The following is a 17,272-nucleotide window of genomic DNA, read 5'->3' on the forward strand; positions in this document are numbered from 1 at the left end:
TCGGAGTAACCCATGTTCTCTTCCCTGTGGGTCGCCAAGACCGGCCTCGATGCGCAGCAGACGCGCATGGACGTGGTCTCGCACAACCTCGCCAACGCCAACACCACCGGCTTCAAGAGCTCGCGCGCCTCGTTCCAGGATCTGGTCTATCAGAACCTGCGCCAGCCCGGCGGGCAGACCACCGAGCAGACCAGCGCGCCGTCGGGCCTGATGCTGGGCACCGGCGTGCGCGTGGTCGGCAACGAGAAGCTGTTCACCCAGGGCAACATCGAGCAGACCGGCAACTCGCTGGATCTGGCCATCCAGGGCCGCGGCTTCCTGCAGGTGACCATGCCCGACGGCACCATCGCCTACACCCGCGATGGCTCGCTGCACATGGACCAGAACGGCCAGATCGTCACCGCCAACGGGTATGCCATCGACCCGGCGATCACCATTCCCGCCAACGCGCAGTCGATCACCATCGGCAGCGACGGCACCGTCAGCATCACGCTGCCGGGCCAGGCCGCGCCGCAGCAGGTGGGCACCGTGCAGCTGGCCGATTTCATCAACCCGGCCGGGCTGCAGCCCAACGGCGACAACCTGTACCTGGAGACCGCCTCCAGCGGCTCGCCGCAGATCGGCCAGCCGGGCCTGAACGGCCTGGGCACGCTGGCGCAGGGCGCGCTGGAGTCCTCCAACGTCAACGTGGTCGAGCAGATGGTCGACATGATCGAGACGCAGCGGACCTACGAGATGAATTCGAAGGCGATCTCGGCGGCCGACCAGATGCTGCAATTCCTCACCAACAAGACCTGATCCCATGCACGCCGCTTTCCGCCTTTTCGCCGCCGCCGCGTTGCTCGCGCTGGCCGGCTGCGCCGTGCAGCCCAGCCGCGACGACGCCGATTGGGCGCCGACCCTGCCGGCGCAGCCGGACGTCGCCGCGGCGCCGGCCGACGGCGCGATCTACCACGAAGCGCAGGGCATGGAGCTGTTCGCCGATCCGCGCGCGCACCGTGCCGGCGACATCCTCACCATCGTGCTGGTGGAGAGCACCCAGGCCAGCAAGAAGGCCAGCACCAGCACCAGCAAGAAGGACAAGGCCGACCTGGCCGCGCCGACGATCCTGGGCAAGGGGCTCACGATCAACGGCAATCCGCTCAGCGCGGGCCTCGACGGCGAGCGCACGTTCGACGGCAACGGCTCGTCCAGCCAGTCGAACCAGCTCACCGGCCAGATCACCGTGACGGTCGCGCAGCGGCTGTCCAACGGCAACCTGATCGTGCGCGGCGAGAAGTGGCTGACCATCAACCAGGGCCAGGAGCTGGTGCGCATCGCCGGCATCGTGCGCCCGCAGGACATCGGCCCGGACAACACCGTGCCTTCCACCCGGGTGGCCGATGCGCGGATCAGCTACACCGGCCGCGGCACGCTGGCCGACGCCAACACGCGCGGCTGGCTGTCGCGCTTCTTCAATTCCAAGTGGATGCCGTTCTGATGAAGCCGCAGCCTCCCGTGTCCCCCGAGCCGTCGGACGAGCTCCCGGAGGCGCCGCCGCCAGCGGCGGCCGATGCCGGTGCCGCCGAGCCCTACGACCACCGGCGGGTCGAGGAGACGCGCCGCGCGATGCTGCGGCGCGCGCTGCAACGCTGGCGCAGTTTCGGCGTGCACGTGGTGGCCGTGCTGGTGGCGATGCTCGCCTGCATGCCGGTACACGCCGACAAGATCCGCGACCTGGCCTCGGTCGGTGGCGTGCGTTCCAACCAGCTGATCGGCTACGGCCTGGTGGTGGGCCTGGATGGGTCCGGCGACCAGACCACCCAGGCGCCGTTCACCACGCAGAGCCTGGAGAACATGCTCCAGCAGTTCGGCATCACCGTGCCGCCGAACGCGCGCCCGCAGCTGAAGAACGCCGCGGCGGTGACCATCACCGCCGAGCTGCCGCCCTTCGCCAAGCCCGGCCAGACCATCGACGTCACCGTCGCCTCGATCGGCAACGCCAAGAGCCTGCGCGGCGGCGAGCTGCTGATGTCGCCGCTGCGCGGCGCCGACGGCAATGTCTACGCCATCGCCCAGGGCAGCGTCGTGGTGGGCGGCGTCAGCGCGCAGGGCAAGAGCGGCTCCAGCGTGCAGGTGAACATCTCCGCCAGCGGGCGCATCCCCAACGGCGCCTCGGTCGAGCGCAGCGTGCCCTCCTCGTTCGCCAGCGGCGGCGACCTGATGCTCAACCTCAACACGCCCGACTTCACCACCGCCGCGCGCATCGCGCAGGCGATCAACGCGGCCTACGGGCAGGGCACGGCGCAGCCGGTCGACGGCGGCACGGTGAGCGTGCGCGGTCCGCAGGACCCGGCGCAGAAGGTGGCCTGGCTGGGCATGATCCAGAACCTCGACGTCACCCCGGGCGACGCGCCCGCGCGCGTGGTGGTCAACTCGCGCACCGGCACCGTGGTGATCGGCTCGGACGTGAAGGTCGGCGCCGCCGCCGTGGCGCACGGCGCGATCCAGGTGACCATCAGCGAGCAGCCGCTGGTCAGCCAGCCGCAACCGTTCTCGCGTGGCCAGACCGCCGTGGTGCCCAGTTCCGACGTGCAGATCAGCGAGGGCGGCGCGCACATGTTCAAGTTCGGCCCCGGCGTGAGCCTGGACGCCATCGTGCGCGCGGTGAACCAGGTCGGCGCTTCGCCCAGCGACCTGATCTCGATCCTGCAGGCGCTGAAGCAGGCTGGCGCGCTTCATGCAGACCTGGTGGTGATCTGACCGCCGCGACGGAAACATGACGCCCGCCAACGCCAACCTGCCCGCGCTCGATACCTGGACCGACCTCACCGGTTTCGCCCAGCTGCGCGCGCAGGCGCAGGACGACGGCAAGGCGGCCCTGCCCAAGGTCGCCCGCCAGTTCGAGGCGATCTTTACCCAGATGATGCTCAAGTCGATGCGCGAGGCGAACGCCAGCCTGGGCGACGACGCCATGGGCGACAGCGAACAGGGCAAGGCCTACCGCGACCTGTTCGACCAGCAGCTCTCGCTGTCGCTGTCGCAGGGCAACAACGGCCTGGGGATCGCGCGCCTGCTGGTACGCCAGCTCGGCGGCAAGCCGGCTGGCACCGAGGCCCCGTCGGCCACCGGCGACAAGGCGGTGCTCGCCGGCGTCGCAGCCGGTGCGCTGCCGGGCGCCGCGGCCGGGCTGTTCGGGCCGCTGGCCGCCAGTGCGCAGGCCGGCACGCGTGCCTTGCTGCAGCTCGGCCAGAGCGAGGGCGGGGCGAGCGACGGCCAGCTGCCGCGCACCGCCGACGCCGCCGCGGCGAAAGGCTGGCGCGACACGCTGGGCGAGCTGGCGCAAGGGGCCGCGAGCGTGGCCAGCAGGTTCATCCCCGGCGACCCGGTCGGCTTCGTGCGCGCGATGGCGCCGCATGCCCAGGCCGCGGCGGCGAAGCTGGGCGTTTCGGTGCGCGCGCTGCTGGCGCAGGCCGCGCTGGAAACCGGCTGGGGCAGGCATCTGCCGCAGCGGCACGACGGCTCGAGCAGCTTCAACCTGTTCGGCATCAAGGCGGGGCAGAGCTGGGACGGCGACAAGGTCAGCGTGCCCACGCTGGAGTACGAGGACGGCGTGGCGGTGCGCCGGCGCGACACGTTCCGCGCCTACGGCAGTCCGGCCGAGGCATTCGCCGACTACGCCCGCCTGCTCGCCGACAACCCGCGCTACGCGCGCGCCCTAGGGCAGGGCGAGAACGTGGCCGGCTTCGCCCATGCGCTGAGCCGTGGCGGCTACGCCACCGACCCCGGCTATGCCGCCAAGCTCACCGCCATCGCCGACAGCCCGCAGATGCGTGAGGCGCTGGCGGCGCTCGGCGAAGGAGCACTCAAGTGATCCGTCGTGCGGCCGTCACACCGGGGATGACGCACGCCCCGACCCCGCCCCGTTCCGGAACCCTCCCGCCCGGCAAGGCCGATGGCGAACGGGCCGGTCGCGCCCAGCGTTCGAGGAACCCCCATGGCTGACCTGCTTTCCACCGGCGTCTCCGGCCTGCTTGCTGCGCAACTGGGCCTGAGTACCACCGGGCACAACGTGTCCAACGTCAATACCGACGGCTACAGTCGCCAGCAGGTGAGCTTCGCCGCGCGGGCACCGCAGCCGCAGGGGCGCTACTACGTCGGCACCGGCGTGGACACCGTCGCGGTGCAGCGTGCGTACAGCCAGCATCTCAGCGCGGCGCTGTGGTCGGCCGCGTCCGCGCAGGGGCGCGCCAACGCCTACCAGGCGCTGACCGACCAGCTCAACAACCAGCTCTCCGGCAGCAGCAACCTGCAAAGCTCGCTGGACACCTTCTTCGGTGCCGTGCAGGACGTCGCCAACGCGCCGGGCGACGCCTCCGCGCGCGGCGTGCTGCTGGCTCGCGCCGGCGCGCTCGCCAGCACCTTCCGTGCGCTGTCCGGCCAGTTCGACAGCCTAGGCGGGCAGGTGCAGCGCCAGCTCACCGACACGGTCGACTCGATCAACAGCGACAGCGCGGCGATCGCCAAGCTCAACGAGCGCATCCGCGGCTCGACCGGGGCCCAGCCTTCCGATCTGCTCGACCAGCGCGACGCGCTGATCAAGAAGCTGGCGGGCGAGGTGGGCATCAGCGTGGTGGCGCAGAACGACGGCACGCTCAGCGTGTTCGTCGGCAACGGCCAGGCGCTGGTCACCGGCACCCAGTCGCACCCGCTGGCCACGGCGCAGAACGCCTACGACGCCACCCGCCTGGAAGTGATCGGCAAGGACGACGGCACCGTGCTGAGCGGTCGCATCGGCGGCGGCACGCTGGGCGCGCTGCTGGACTTCCGCAGCAACGTGCTCGATCCGGCGCAGAACCAGCTCGGCCGCGCCGCGCTGGCGCTGGCCGACGCGTTCAACGCGCAGCACGCGCAGGGCGTGGACCTGAACGGCCGGCTCGGCGGGGATTTCTTCGCCGTCGCCGGCCCGGCGGTGCAGGCGTCCAGCGCCAATACCGGCAGCGCCACGGTGTCCGCCGGCGTCGTCGACGTCGGCGCCCTGGGCGACCAGGACTACCTGCTCGCCTACGACGGCAGCGCCTGGAGCCTGCGCGACACCAGCGGCGCCGCGGTGCCGATGGGCGGCAGCGGCACCGCCGCCGACCCCTTCATCGCCGGCGGCCTGAGCTTCGTGGTGGCCGGCGGTGCGGCCGCCGCGGGCGACAGCTTCCGCATCCAGCCGACCCGCAATGCCGCCAGCGGCATCGGCGTGGCCATCACCGACCCGAGCCGCATCGCCGCGGCGGCCCCGCTGACCGGTAGCGCCGCCGGCGGCAACACCGGCACCGCCGGCGTCGGGGCGCTGACCGTGGCCGACGGCGGCGACCCCGACCTGTTCACCGCCTCCTCCATCGTGTTCTCGTCGACCACCAGCTACAGCATCGACGGCGGCCCGGCGCAGACCTTCACGCCCGGCACCCCGATCGTGCACAACGGCTGGAGCCTGACCCTGGACGGCGCGCCTGCCGCCGGCGACGGCTTCACCGTGCAGGCCAACGCCGACGCGCGCGGCGACAACGCCAATGCGCTCAAGCTCGGCGCGGTCGCCGAACTTGGCGTGCTCGACGGCGGCGCCACCAGCGTCGGCCGCGCCTACGGCCAACTGGTGGGGCAGGTCGGCACGGCGGGCGCGCTGGCCGACGACGACGCCAAGACCCAGACCGCGGTGTTCAACCAGGCGATGACGGCGCAGCAGAGCGTCGCCGGCGTCAACATCGACGAAGAGGCGGCCAACCTGGTGCGCTTCCAGCAGGCATACCAGGCGTCGGCGCAGGTGATCAGCGCCGCCAACACCGTGTTCAACGCGCTGCTCGGCGCGTTCAAGGGCTGAGGGCCGCGGCGATGAGAGTTTCCACCAGCTGGATGCAGCAGCAGTCGGTCAACACGATGATGGACCGGCAGGCCGACCTGTCGGACATCCAGACCCAGATGGGCACCGGCAAGCGCATCAACCAGCCGTCCGACGATCCGGTCGGTGCGGCGCGCGCGCTGGAGCTGACCCACCTGGATGCAGACGCCACGCAGTACCAGCGCAACATCGCCTCGGCCAACGCGCGGCTGGGGCTGGAGGACCAGATCCTCGGCTCGGCCGGCGACGTGCTCGGGCGCGTGCGCACCCTGCTGCTGCAGGGCATGAACGCATCGCAGACGGACGAATCGCGCAGCGACATCGCGGCGGAAATCGTCCAGTTGCGCGGCCAGCTGCTAGGCATGGCGAACAGCCGGGATGCCCAGGGCGACTACATCTTCGCCGGCAACCGCACCGGCACGCAGCCGTTCGTGTCGCAGGCCGGTGGCGTGAGCTATCTCGGCGACGCGGGCCAGCGCATGGTGGCGGCGGGGCCCGGACTGCAGGTGGCCACCGGCGACCCCGGCAGCGCCGTGTTCATGGACATCCCCACCGGCAACGGCAGCTTCGCGGTGAGCGCGGCCGCCGCCAACGCGGGCAGCGCGGTGGCCGGCGCGACCAGCGTGACCGACACCGGCGCATGGGATGGCGGCAGCTACCAGATCACCTTCACCGCGGCGGATGCCTACGAGGTACGCGACGGCAACGGCACGCTCGTCGGCGGCGGCAGCTATGACACGGAGAAGGGCGGCACGGTCGCCTTCCGCGGTGTGCAGGTCGCCTTTTCCGGCGCGCCGGCCGCGGGCGACCGCTTCGCCGTCGTGCCGTCCCCGAAGCAGAGCGTGTTCGACACGCTGGACGGGATCATCGCCACGCTGCGCCAGCCCGACGGCGGCGGCGCGGACATGCAGAACGCGCTCAACGGCCAGCTCGCCAACCTGGACCAGGCGGTCGGTTCGCTCACCCGCGCGCGGGCGGCGGTCGGCGCGCGCATGAATGCGCTGGACCAGCAGGGCTCGCTGAACGACGACCTGACCCTGCAGTACAAGACCGCGCTCTCCAACGTGCAGGACCTGGACTACTACGACGCGGTCAGCCGCCTGAGCCTGCAGAGTTCCGCCCTGCAGGCGGCCCAGCAGACCTACAGCAAACTGCAGACGATGTCCCTTTTCGATTATTTGCGTTGACAGCGCTCAAGCTTTCGTGCCTGGGGTCGAAAAAGTGTCCTGAGGCGGCGGTGTTCCTACCGGCATCCCGCTGACAACCACCGCCGACCAACGGCACCACGACCCGATACGGAGATACTCCCATGGTCATGAGCGTTCTCACCAACATCAGCTCGCTGAATGCCCAGAACAACCTGGCGAAGTCGCAGAGCAAGCTGTCCACCGCGATCGCGCGCCTGTCCTCCGGCATGCGCATCAACAGCGCCAAGGACGACGCCGCGGGCCTGGCCATCGCCACCCGCTTCACCACGCAGATCAACGGCCTGAACCAGGCCGTGCGCAACGCCAACGACGGCATCTCGCTGGCGCAGACCACCGAGTCGGCGCTGGACGAGGTCACCAACAACCTGCAGCGCATCCGCGAGCTGGCCGTGCAGTCGGCCAACGCGACCAACTCCGACAGCGATCGCGCCGCGCTCGACGCCGAAGTGCAGCAGCGTCTGGCGGAAGTGACCCGCATCTCGCAGCAGACCACCTTCAACGGCCGCCACGTGCTCGACGGCTCCTTCGGCCAGGCCGCCTTCCAGGTGGGTGCCAACGTCGGCGAGACGATCTCGATCGACCTGACCAAGGGCACCCGCGCGTCGGACATCGGCTCGATCGCCACGGCGGCGAGCGACGTCAGCGCCGCCTTCGTGAGCGGTGCTGCCGCGGCCACCTCCTCGGTCGCCACCGCCAGCAACGGCACCGGCTTCGACTTCTCGACCACGAGCAAGTCGTTCACCATCGACGGCAACGCCGTCAACCTGAACGCGAACTACACCGACCAGACCGGCCTGGTCTCGGCAGTGCAGTCCCAGTTGGATACCGCCGCCGGCTCCGGCGTCTACACCGTGGCCGCCAGCGGTGCCGACGGCTTCACGATCACCACCACGGCGACCGGCGCGGCCAGCGCGATCACCGTCGGCGGCACCGACGCGGCCTTCATCACCAGCAACACGGCCGGCACCGACGCCGTCGCCGGTACCCCGTCCGACCTGACGCTGGGCGCCGGCGCGTTCAGCATCAACGGCACCGCGATCACCGGTACCTTCTCCGACGCCAAGTCGCTGGTCGACGCGATCAACAGCAAGGGCATCTCCGGCGTGTCGGCCTACCTGGACGACAGCGGCAAGCTGAAGATCGACTCGCAGGACGACCTGGTGCTGGCCGGCAGCAACACCACGATGGGCTTCACCATGGGCACCACCACCGCCTCCGGCTCGCTCAGCGGCGTGGACGTCAAGACCGTGGCCGGCGCCAACGACGTGATCAACCGCATCGACTCGGCGCTGTCCTCGATCAGCTCGATCCGCAGCGACCTCGGCGCGGTGCAGAACCGCTTCGACTCGACCATCGCCAACCTGCAGACGATCTCGCAGAACCTGGACTCCTCGCGCAGCCAGATCCAGGACGCGGACTTCGCGGCCGAGACGGCCAACATGTCCAGCGCGAACATCCTGCAGCAGGCCGGCGTGTCGGTGCTGGCGCAGGCCAACTCCACCACCCAGAGCGTGCTCAAGCTGCTGCAGTAACGGCGGCGAACACCGGGCGGCCGCGGCGACGCGGCCGCCCTTCACTTGAGGATTTCCGACCATGGCCATGACCGTCAATTCCAGTGGTTCCTCCGCCGGCGCGCTGTTCTCCGCCGCGGGCATCGGATCCGGGATCGACGTCACCTCCCTGGTCACCCAGCTGGTCGCAGCGCGCAAGGCGCCGCTGCAGAACCAGATCGACAGCCAGACCAGCAAGACGCAGATGCAGATCTCCGCGCTCGGCCAGGTCAGCGCGGCACTCGCGGCGCTGCAGTCCGCGCTCGGTCCGCTCAAGGACGGCAGCGCGCTGAATGCGCACGGCGTCGCGGTCGGCGATGACACCATTCTTACCGCCAGCAGCCACGACGGCGCGGTCAACGGCAGCTACCAGGTCGCCGTGACCCAGCTGGCGAAGGCGATGAAGGCCTCCTCCGGCGCCTTCACCGACAGCAACGCCGCCGTCGGTACCGGCACCCTCACCATCACCGTCGACGGCCAGGCCGTGAACCTGGACATCGACAGCGCGCATGCGTCGCTGGGCGCGATCCGCGACGCGATCAACGGCGCCACCGACAACCCCGGCGTGTCCGCCGCGATCGTCACCGGCACCGACGGCGCGCACCTGGTGCTGCGCAGCACGCGCACCGGCGCGGCCAACGGCTTCAGCGTGAGCAGCAGCGGCGGCGACGGCGGCCTGGCGGCGCTCGCCTATGATCCGGCGGCGAGCTCGGGCAACGGCCTGACCGTGGTCGATGCCGCGCAGGACGCCCAGTTCACCATCGACGGCCTGGCCGGCAGCAGTGCCGGCAACACCGTCAGCACCGCCATCGACGGCCTCACCCTCAACCTCGCCGCGCCCGGCAGCACCAGCGTCACCGTCAGCAGCGACACCGCCAAGGCCACCAGTGCGGTGACCAATCTGGTCAACACGTACAACAGCTTCATCGGCATCTACAAGAACCTGACCCGCTACGATGCCGCCAGCGGCTCGGCCGGCGCCCTGATCGGCGACGCCACGCTGAACAGCATCAAGGGCACGCTGGCGGCGGTATTCGGCGGCGCCGCCAACGGCAGCAGCCTGAGCGCCATCGGCGTGACGCTGCAGCTGGACGGCACCCTGAAGGTCGACAGCGGCGACCTCAGCAGCGCGCTCAGCAATGGCGGCGGCAGCGTCAAGGCGCTGTTCGGCGGCAGCGACGGCTTCGCCGCCAAGCTCGACAGCGCACTGGACAACTGGATCGGCGACAGCGGCATCCTCGAGACGCGCACCGACAACCTCAACGACCAGCTTTCCAGCCTCAGCGACCGCCAGAGCGAGCTCGACAGCCGCATGGCCGCGCTCACCACGCGCTACACCCGCCAGTTCAGCGCGCTCGACACGCTGCTGACCAAACTCAACAGCACCAGCAGCTACCTCACCCAGCAGTTCGACGCGCTCACCGCGGCGAACAAGAACAAGTAAGTCGGAGGACACACACCATGGCTTTCGGACAGGGCGCCAGCGCCTACCAGCAGGTCCGCTCGCACGGCGGCGTGGAATCGGCCGACCCGCACGGCCTGATCACCCTGCTCATGGACGGCGCGCTGGAGCGCCTGGTCACGGCCCGCGGCCACATGCAGCGGGGCGAGATCGCGGCCAAGGGCGAGGTGATCGGGCGCTGCATCGAGATCATCGGCGGCCTGCGCGACGCGCTCGACCCCAAGGTCGAGACGCCGCTGGTGGGCCAGCTCGACGCGCTCTACGACTACATGGGCCGGCGCCTGCTGCACGCCAACCTGCGCAACGACGTGGGCGCGCTGGACGAGGTCAGCACGCTGCTGCAGAAGATCCGCGCCAGTTGGGTGCAGATCCCGCTCGAGGCCCGGCGTCCCGCCGGCGCCGCCGCGTGAACGGCGAGCAGCCGCTGGCGCGCGCGCTGGCGCTGACCCGCCAGATGCTCGAGGCCGCCCGCGGCGAAGACTGGGAGCGGCTCATCGCGCTGGAGACCGAACGTCACCCGTGGGTGATGCAGCCGCTGACGCGCGACGAGGACTGCGTCCGCCAGCTGGGCGAGCTACTCGCGCTGGACCGCGAACTGTACGCGCTGATCAGCCACGCGCGCGACCGCGCCGGCGAACAGTGGCAGGCCGAGCACGACCGCGCCAGGGCCATCGCCGCCTACGGCGGCTGACCGCGCCGTTCCCCCGGCATGCCTCCGATCCGCCCGTTTCCTGCGGGAACGCGCGGATGGCGAGCCACCCTTGCCCCGCCAAGCTGCGCGCCGATGCGGCCGGCGGCCGCACCCGCCCATCCGGCCTTCTCCCGGTGGGGGAAAGGGAGGGCACGCGCCGTCGTACGGCCGCGGCGCGGTGCTTGCATACACTCGGCCGACGAGCGAGCGCCGGAGACCCGTCATGACCGCCAGCACCTGGGATGAATTCGGACAGCGGCTGGTCTGCGAGGACGACTGGCATGCCGAAAGCCGGCCGCTGGCCTGGCCGATGCCCGAACCGCTCCTGCAGCGCCTGGCCGAGCGCAATACGGCCGCGCTCGGCACGGTGGCGGCGCTGGAAGAACGGCGCGCCGAGTCCGTGGACGACGAGGGGCCGGTGATGCAGGAGCTGGCCCGCCTGGATGCCAAGCTCAACGCGCTGATCGACATGGTCAACCGCATCGCGCTGCCGGCCGATGCGCTGCCGCCGCGGCGCGGCCTGCGCTTCAACGCGATCGGCGCGGTGCTGCCGCCGGCGCTGCTGCCGCCGGGCGAGGCCCTGCTGCTGCGCCTGCACTTCGACGTCTGCCCCGGCGCACCGCTGGAACTGCCGGCGCGGATCGAGCGCCGGTTCGACGACGGCAGCGCCTATGCCGCCTTCCACGGACTGGGCGATGGCGTCGCCGCGTCACTCGAACGGTTCGTGTTTCGTCACCACCGACGCAAAGTGGCAGGTGCGCGCCAGGCGGCGGGTTGAGCCCCCTTGCGGGTGGCTGGAAGCGCTTACCCGGCCGCGTGAATCGCATCACATTTTCGCAAGCCTGCGCGTCGCCGATTTGGCGCGCTGCCGCGGTGCGGTGTCACGTTCGGTCACCTCCGTCGAACCCCTGGCGCGCCGGCAAACCGTCTCCGTTGCGGCGTTGCGGACCGGTTGTGTCACGACGTTTCCTTCACGGGTGACGTATTAGGGCCACCGGCCCGTCCGCGGACGCCGCGAAGCGGTCTCCGCGCTGGCCTTCTTCTTGCTCCCTCTCCCGCGGATCGGTGACGGAAAGCCGGCACGTGGTACGGCACGGATCGGCTGGTCTTCGTTTCAGCATCGCAAGTGGAGGCGCAACATGAGCAAGGTCGATTTCCTGGTGATCGAGTCGAACGAGGTACGGGCCGAGTCCATCCTGTCCGCCCTGCATTTCCTCGGTTACCACCCGCAGCGAGGTGAGGACTGCGTCGCCGCGGACGAATCGACCCATGCCTGGCGCGCCGTCTACGTGGGCAGCGTCGCCGACCCGGCCGAGGCCGAGCGCCAGTTCGCCCTGCTCGGCGCGGCCGCCGACCAGGTGCCGGTGCTGCTGGCCCGCGACTCGGAATGGTCCGCCCGCCTGTGCGCCACCGACTCGCCGTTCGCCGCGCGCATCGGCATGGTGGAATTCCCGCTGCGCTACGAGCAGCTGGCCGAGGTGATGCGCAGCCTCTACGCACGGTTGCTGGGTGGGCGCCGCGGCGAGCTGCGCTTCGTCGGCGAATCGGCGCCGATGCGGCGGGTCAACGCGCTGATCCGCCAGGTTGCGCCGTTCGACTCGAGCGTGCTGGTGCTCGGCGAATCGGGTACCGGCAAGGAAATGGTCGCGCGGACCATCCACGAATGTTCGCCGCGCCGCGACCGCCCGTTCGTGGCGATCAATTGCGGGGCGATCCCGGCCGAGCTGCTCGAGAGCGAGCTGTTCGGCCACGAGAAGGGCGCCTTCACCGGCGCGATCAGCGCGCGCAAGGGACGTTTCGAGCTGGCCGAGGGAGGCACGCTGTTCCTCGACGAGATCGGCGACATGAGCCTGCCGATGCAGGTCAAGCTGCTGCGCGTGCTGCAGGAACGCGTGTTCGAGCGCGTCGGTGGCACCAAGAGCCAGCGCTGCGACGTGCGCATCATCGCCGCCACCCACCGCAACCTGGAGCAGGCCATCGCCAACGGCCAGTTCCGCGAGGACCTGTTCTACCGCCTGTCGGTGTTCCCGCTGGAAATGCCCGCCCTGCGCGAGCACCTGGACGATCTGCCGGTGCTGATCGACGAGTTCAACCAGCGCCTGGCGCGGCGCGGCCTGGGCAGCGTGCGGTTCACCACCGGCGCGCTCAACGCGCTGCACCAGTACGCCTGGCCTGGGAACGTGCGCGAGCTGTGCAACCTGGTCGAGCGGCTGGCGATCCTGTATCCGCACGGCGACATCCGCGCCGCCGACCTGCCGGAAAAGTACCGCGGCCGCCAGACGGTCGACGAGGTGCGCGGCGCCTCGCTGCTGACGCTGATGGAGGAGGCCGCCGCGCCGACCGCGTCGGCCGGCGCCGCGCACGCCGCCGACGCCACGCTGTTGCCCGAAGGCGGCATCGACCTGAAGGATCACCTGGCCGACATCGAGGTCGGCCTGATCCGCCAGGCGCTCGAAGCCACCGGCGGGGTGGTCGCCCATGCCGCCAAGCTGCTGCGCATGCAGCGCACCACGCTGGTGGAGAAGCTGCGCAAGTACGGCCTGCAGGGCAGCCTGGCGGCCTGAGGCGGAATCGGGGAGCGGAGAGCGTCGGCGCTGTATTGCCCGGCGGTTTTCCCGTCCCTCTGGTTCCCCGCGAAGGCTGGCGAGGTCCTCGCCGCCCCCTGCGCGACGAGACCGGATCCGCCCCGTCCCTGGTCCCGCCCGCAGTGGCACGCCTCGTGCAACCCACCTTCCGAAACCCGCCACGCGCCGGAAACCCGACATGAGCACGATCGACGTCAACAACCTGCTCGCCCAGATGCGCCAGCTCTCCGCCCAGGTGCGCCCGGCGGAAACCGTCCTGAAGGCGGCCCCGGCACCGAAGGCGGACTTCGGCGCGCTGCTGCGGCAGTCCATCGCCACGGTGAGCGAGAGCCAGCAGCAGGCCGGCGCGATGGCGGCCAGCTTCGAACGGGGTGACCCCGGCGCCGACCTCGGCCGCACCATGGTGGCGATCCAGAAGGCCGACCTCTCGCTGCGCGCGATGACCGAAGTGCGCAACAAGCTGGTCGATGCCTACAAGGACATCATGAACATGCCGGTCTGAGCGCGCCGTTGCGCTCCCCTTTCGTTTACGGATGACATCCTCCCATGGCCGACAACGCCATCGCGACCACCAACGACAGCGACGCCAACCGCTTCGACCTGCGGCAACTCGCGCGCAGCCCGGCCACGCGGCAACTGTTGCTGCTGGCCGGCATGGCCGCGGCCGTGGCGCTGGGCGTGGCGGTGGTGCTGTGGTCGCGCGGACCCAACTGGGGCTTGCTCTACGCCGGCCTGGGCCAGCAGGACGCGGCGGCGATCACGCAGGCGTTGCAGGCCAGCAACACGCCCTACCAGCTGGGCAACGACGGCAGTTCGATCATGGTGCCGGCCTCGGACCTGGCGGCGATCCGGCTGCGCCTGGCCGGGCAGGGCCTGCCCCAGGGCACCGCGTCCAGCGGCGCCATGCCCCAGGCCGATTCGCCCTTCGGCATGAGCGACCTGGCCGAGCGCACGCGCTACCAGCAGATGCTCGAATCCGATCTGGGCAACACCATCGGCAGCCTGCAGGGCGTGCGTTCGGCACGCGTGCACCTGGCGCTGGCGAAGCCCTCGGCGTTCATCCGCGACAGCCGCCAGGCCAGCGCCTCGGTGCTGGTCACGCTCTATCCCGGCCGCCAGCTCGACGCCAGCCAGGTGGCCGCGATCGTGCACCTGGTCGCCGCCTCGGTGCCGGACCTCGATCCCAAGCAGGTCTCGGTGATCGACCAGCAGGGCCAGCTGCTCACCAGCGCCGATCCGGACAGCGCGACCGCGGTCGGCGACAGCCGCCTGCGCCTGGCGACGCGGATGGAGAACACCTACGCGCAGCGCATCGAGGAACTGCTGACGCCGCTGGTCGGCCCCGGCAAGGTGCGCGCGCAGGTGTACGCCGACCTCGACTTCAGCGCCACCGAAAAGGCCAGCGAGACCTTCGATCACGATCACCCGGCGCTGCGCAGCGAGCAGACCAGCAGCGAGCGCCGCGCGGCCGGCAGCGTCGCCGATGGCGGCGTGCCCGGTGCGCTGAGCAACCAGCCGCCGGTGATGGCGGCGCAGCCGACCGCGGCCAATCCCGCCGCCGGCGCCAAGACCGCCGCGGCGACGGCCACCGCGCAGGCCGAGGGCGGCGACAGCTCCTCCAGCGCCACCCGCAACTACGAGCTGGACCGCACCATCAGCCACACCAGCGATCCGGCCGGGCGGCTGGCGCGCCTGACCGTGGCGGTGGTGGTCGACAACAAGACCGTGCCCGGTCCCAAGGGCGACACCAGCGTGCCGTTCACGGCGCAGGAGCTGGCGCACCTGACCGAGCTGACCAAGAACGCGGTGGGCTTCAATGCCGCGCGCGGCGACAGCGTCAGCGTGATCAACCAGCCCTTCCACCAGGCGCCGGCGGCCGATGCGCCCGAGCAGTTGCCGATCTGGCAGCGCCCCGGCGTGCTCGACCTGATCAAGCAGGCGATCGGCGTGCTGATCGCGCTGGTGGTGGCCTTCGGCCTGCTGCGCCCGCTGCTCAAGGGGCTGCTGCGCGGCGGCCCGCAGCCGGCGCTGGCCGGCGCCGGTCGCGTGCCTACGGTTTCCGTGCGCGTGGCCGATGACGAGGAGGATGAGCGCAATCGTCTCGCCGCGCCGCAAGCGCAGGTGATCGGCTACGAGCAGAAGGTGGGCCTGGCCAGGCGCATGGTGAGCGACAACCCGAGGCAGGTGGCGCAGGTGGTCAAGAACTGGGTCGGCGAGGACGGCGGCTAGGCGCCATGAAACACGAACCGCAAATCACCGGCGCCCAGCGCGCCGCGATCCTGCTGCTCACCCTGGGCGAGCAGGACGCCGCCGAGGTGCTCAAGCACCTTTCCGCGCGTGACGTGCAGGCGGTCGGCCAGGCCATGGCCAGCCTCACCAGCGTCTCGCGCGAGCAGGTCGACCAGGTCCTCACCCGGCTGCACGACGATCTCGGCCGCCAGACCGCGCTCGGTGTCGGTACCGAGGAATACATCCGCAAGATCCTCACCAACGCGCTGGGCGAGAGCAAGGCCGGCAGCCTGATCGACCGCATCCTGCTCGGCCGTTCCAGCAAGGGGCTGGAATCGCTCAAGTGGATGGAAGGGCGCGCCATCGCCGAGATGATCGGGCAGGAGCACCCGCAGATCATCGCCCTGGTGCTGGCGCACCTGGAGCCGGACCAGGCCGCCGAGGTGCTCGGCTACCTGCCCTCGCGCGCGCGCTCGGATGCGGTGATGCGCATCGCCACGCTCGATGGCGTGCAGCCGCACGCGCTCAACGAGCTGGACGAGATCATGGAGCGCCAGTTCTCCGGCAACACCAACAAGCTCAAGTCGGCCAGCGTCGGCGGGCTGAAGGCGGCGGCCAACATCCTCAACGCGATGGAAACCTCGCGCGAGGCCGAGCTGATGGCCGCGATCCGCAGCCAGGATCCCAACCTCAGCACCAAGATCGAGGACCTGATGTTCGTCTTCGACGACCTGGTGGAGCTGGACGACCGCTCGATGCAGGCGCTGCTGCGCGAAGTGCCGTCGCCGCGCCTGATCGTGGCCCTGAAGGGCGCCGAGCCGGCGATCCGCGAGAAGATGTTCGCCAACATGTCCAAGCGCGCCGCCGACATGCTGCGCGACGACCTGGAAGTCGCCGGGCCGGTGCGCGTGTCCGAGGTGGACGCTGCGCAGAAGGAGATCCTCGGCATCGCGCGCCGGTTGGCCGATGCCGGGCAGATCACCCTCGGCGGCGGGGATGACCTGGTCTGATGGGCGGCGTGCTCGCCCGCGACGCCGTCGCCGGCTACCAGCGCTGGGAGCCGCCGCAGGTCGGCGACGCGCCCACGTCGGCTGCGGCCGAGCCGGCCGCGCATCCCACCGTCAGCGACCTGGAGGCGCTCGAGCGCCAGGCCCGCGAGGAGGGCTACGCCGCCGGCCTCGCGCAAGGGCTGGCCGAGGCGCGCGCGCAGGGGCGCGAGCAGGCGGCGCGGCTGGCCTCGATCTGCGAGCAGGCTGCCCGTCCGCTCGACGCGCTCGACGCCGTCGTCGAGCAGGAGCTGGCGCAGCTTGCGGTGGTCATCGCCCGCCGCGTGATCGCGCACGAGCTGGCCATGCAGCCGGAGCGTATCGTGCAGGCCGTGCGCCAGGCCGTCGCAGCGCTGCCATCCGCGACCCGCGAACTGCGCGTGCGCCTGCATCCGGACGACCTGGCCCTGCTGCGCGAGCTGGAAGTCACCGAGGCGCACTGGCACCTGGTCGCCGATCCCGCGCTGCAGCGCGGCGGCTGCCGGCTCGAAAGCGAGCGCTCGCGCCTGGACGCCAGCCTGGAGACGCGCCTGTCCGCCGTGGTCGATGCGGTGCTGGGCGAGGAGGCGGCGCCGTGACCTCGTCCGCCGGCACGCACCTGGCAGCCCGGGAACGCGCCGGCGCCAAGGCGGGAG

General features: G+C 70.9%; 16 protein-coding genes. All 16 read left to right on the forward strand.

What is annotated here, in order from left to right:
* Nucleotides 1–12: 12 nt before the first annotated feature.
* The 16 genes from flgG (at nucleotide 13) to WAT24_RS04120 (ending at nucleotide 17,215) form a co-directional block, all read left to right on the forward strand.
* Nucleotides 13–798 (forward strand): flagellar basal-body rod protein FlgG, encoded by a 786-nt coding sequence (gene flgG / locus WAT24_RS04045; RefSeq protein WP_336806551.1) that lies wholly within the window; start codon nucleotides 13–15, stop codon nucleotides 796–798.
* A gap of 4 nt (nucleotides 799–802) precedes the next feature.
* Nucleotides 803–1,480 carry a flagellar basal body L-ring protein FlgH gene (flgH, locus tag WAT24_RS04050; protein ID WP_336806552.1) on the forward strand — a complete coding sequence of 226 codons (678 nt, stop codon included), beginning with the start codon at nucleotides 803–805 and terminating at the stop codon, nucleotides 1,478–1,480.
* 194 nt (nucleotides 1,481–1,674) lie between these two features.
* Nucleotides 1,675–2,742 carry a flagellar basal body P-ring protein FlgI gene (locus tag WAT24_RS04055; RefSeq protein WP_336806869.1) on the forward strand — a complete coding sequence of 356 codons (1,068 nt, stop codon included), beginning with the start codon at nucleotides 1,675–1,677 and terminating at the stop codon, nucleotides 2,740–2,742.
* Nucleotides 2,743–2,758: 16 nt separating this feature from the next.
* Nucleotides 2,759–3,853 carry a flagellar assembly peptidoglycan hydrolase FlgJ gene (gene flgJ, locus WAT24_RS04060; protein WP_336806553.1) on the forward strand — a complete coding sequence of 365 codons (1,095 nt, stop codon included), beginning with the start codon at nucleotides 2,759–2,761 and terminating at the stop codon, nucleotides 3,851–3,853.
* Nucleotides 3,854–3,976: 123 nt separating this feature from the next.
* The gene (flgK, locus tag WAT24_RS04065; RefSeq protein WP_336806554.1) at nucleotides 3,977–5,848 is read left to right on the forward strand and encodes a flagellar hook-associated protein FlgK; all 1,872 of its coding nucleotides are present in this window, start codon (nucleotides 3,977–3,979) and stop codon (nucleotides 5,846–5,848) included.
* 11 nt (nucleotides 5,849–5,859) lie between these two features.
* Entirely contained in the window at nucleotides 5,860–7,053 is a 1,194-nt protein-coding gene (gene flgL, locus WAT24_RS04070; RefSeq protein ID WP_336806555.1) for a flagellar hook-associated protein FlgL, read from the forward strand.
* Nucleotides 7,054–7,175: 122 nt separating this feature from the next.
* Nucleotides 7,176–8,606, forward strand: a complete 1,431-nt coding sequence (locus tag WAT24_RS04075; protein WP_336806556.1) for a flagellin N-terminal helical domain-containing protein — start codon at nucleotides 7,176–7,178, stop codon at nucleotides 8,604–8,606.
* A 61-nt stretch (nucleotides 8,607–8,667) separates the two neighbouring features.
* Nucleotides 8,668–10,068, forward strand: a complete 1,401-nt coding sequence (gene fliD, locus WAT24_RS04080; RefSeq protein ID WP_336806557.1) for a flagellar filament capping protein FliD — start codon at nucleotides 8,668–8,670, stop codon at nucleotides 10,066–10,068.
* Nucleotides 10,069–10,085: 17 nt separating this feature from the next.
* Nucleotides 10,086–10,496, forward strand: coding sequence for a flagellar export chaperone FliS (gene fliS, locus WAT24_RS04085; RefSeq protein WP_336806558.1), 411 nt, complete (start codon nucleotides 10,086–10,088; stop codon nucleotides 10,494–10,496).
* Nucleotides 10,493–10,777 carry a flagellar protein FliT gene (locus WAT24_RS04090; protein WP_336806559.1) on the forward strand — a complete coding sequence of 95 codons (285 nt, stop codon included), beginning with the start codon at nucleotides 10,493–10,495 and terminating at the stop codon, nucleotides 10,775–10,777. Before fliS ends, WAT24_RS04090 begins: the two co-directional genes overlap by 4 nt.
* 223 nt (nucleotides 10,778–11,000) lie before the next feature.
* Nucleotides 11,001–11,555, forward strand: a complete 555-nt coding sequence (locus tag WAT24_RS04095) for a PilZ domain-containing protein (protein ID WP_336806560.1) — start codon at nucleotides 11,001–11,003, stop codon at nucleotides 11,553–11,555.
* Nucleotides 11,556–11,916: 361 nt separating this feature from the next.
* On the forward strand, nucleotides 11,917–13,341 hold the full coding sequence (locus tag WAT24_RS04100) for a sigma-54 dependent transcriptional regulator (RefSeq protein ID WP_336806561.1): 1,425 nt from the start codon (nucleotides 11,917–11,919) through the stop codon (nucleotides 13,339–13,341).
* A gap of 199 nt (nucleotides 13,342–13,540) precedes the next feature.
* The gene (fliE, locus tag WAT24_RS04105; RefSeq protein WP_336806562.1) at nucleotides 13,541–13,864 is read left to right on the forward strand and encodes a flagellar hook-basal body complex protein FliE; all 324 of its coding nucleotides are present in this window, start codon (nucleotides 13,541–13,543) and stop codon (nucleotides 13,862–13,864) included.
* A gap of 44 nt (nucleotides 13,865–13,908) precedes the next feature.
* Nucleotides 13,909–15,591 (forward strand): flagellar basal-body MS-ring/collar protein FliF, encoded by a 1,683-nt coding sequence (gene fliF, locus WAT24_RS04110; RefSeq protein WP_336806563.1) that lies wholly within the window; start codon nucleotides 13,909–13,911, stop codon nucleotides 15,589–15,591.
* A 23-nt stretch (nucleotides 15,592–15,614) separates the two neighbouring features.
* Nucleotides 15,615–16,601 (forward strand): flagellar motor switch protein FliG, encoded by a 987-nt coding sequence (fliG, locus tag WAT24_RS04115; protein WP_486620466.1) that lies wholly within the window; start codon nucleotides 15,615–15,617, stop codon nucleotides 16,599–16,601.
* On the forward strand, nucleotides 16,601–17,215 hold the full coding sequence (locus tag WAT24_RS04120) for a flagellar assembly protein FliH (RefSeq protein WP_336806565.1): 615 nt from the start codon (nucleotides 16,601–16,603) through the stop codon (nucleotides 17,213–17,215). The genes fliG and WAT24_RS04120 overlap by 1 nt, the downstream gene beginning before the upstream one ends.
* Nucleotides 17,216–17,272: the final 57 nt, after the last annotated feature.

Origin of the sequence: Fulvimonas yonginensis, assembly GCF_037137055.1 — a bacterium.
In the GTDB taxonomy this organism is placed as follows: Bacteria; Pseudomonadota; Gammaproteobacteria; order Xanthomonadales; family Rhodanobacteraceae; genus Frateuria_A; species Frateuria_A yonginensis.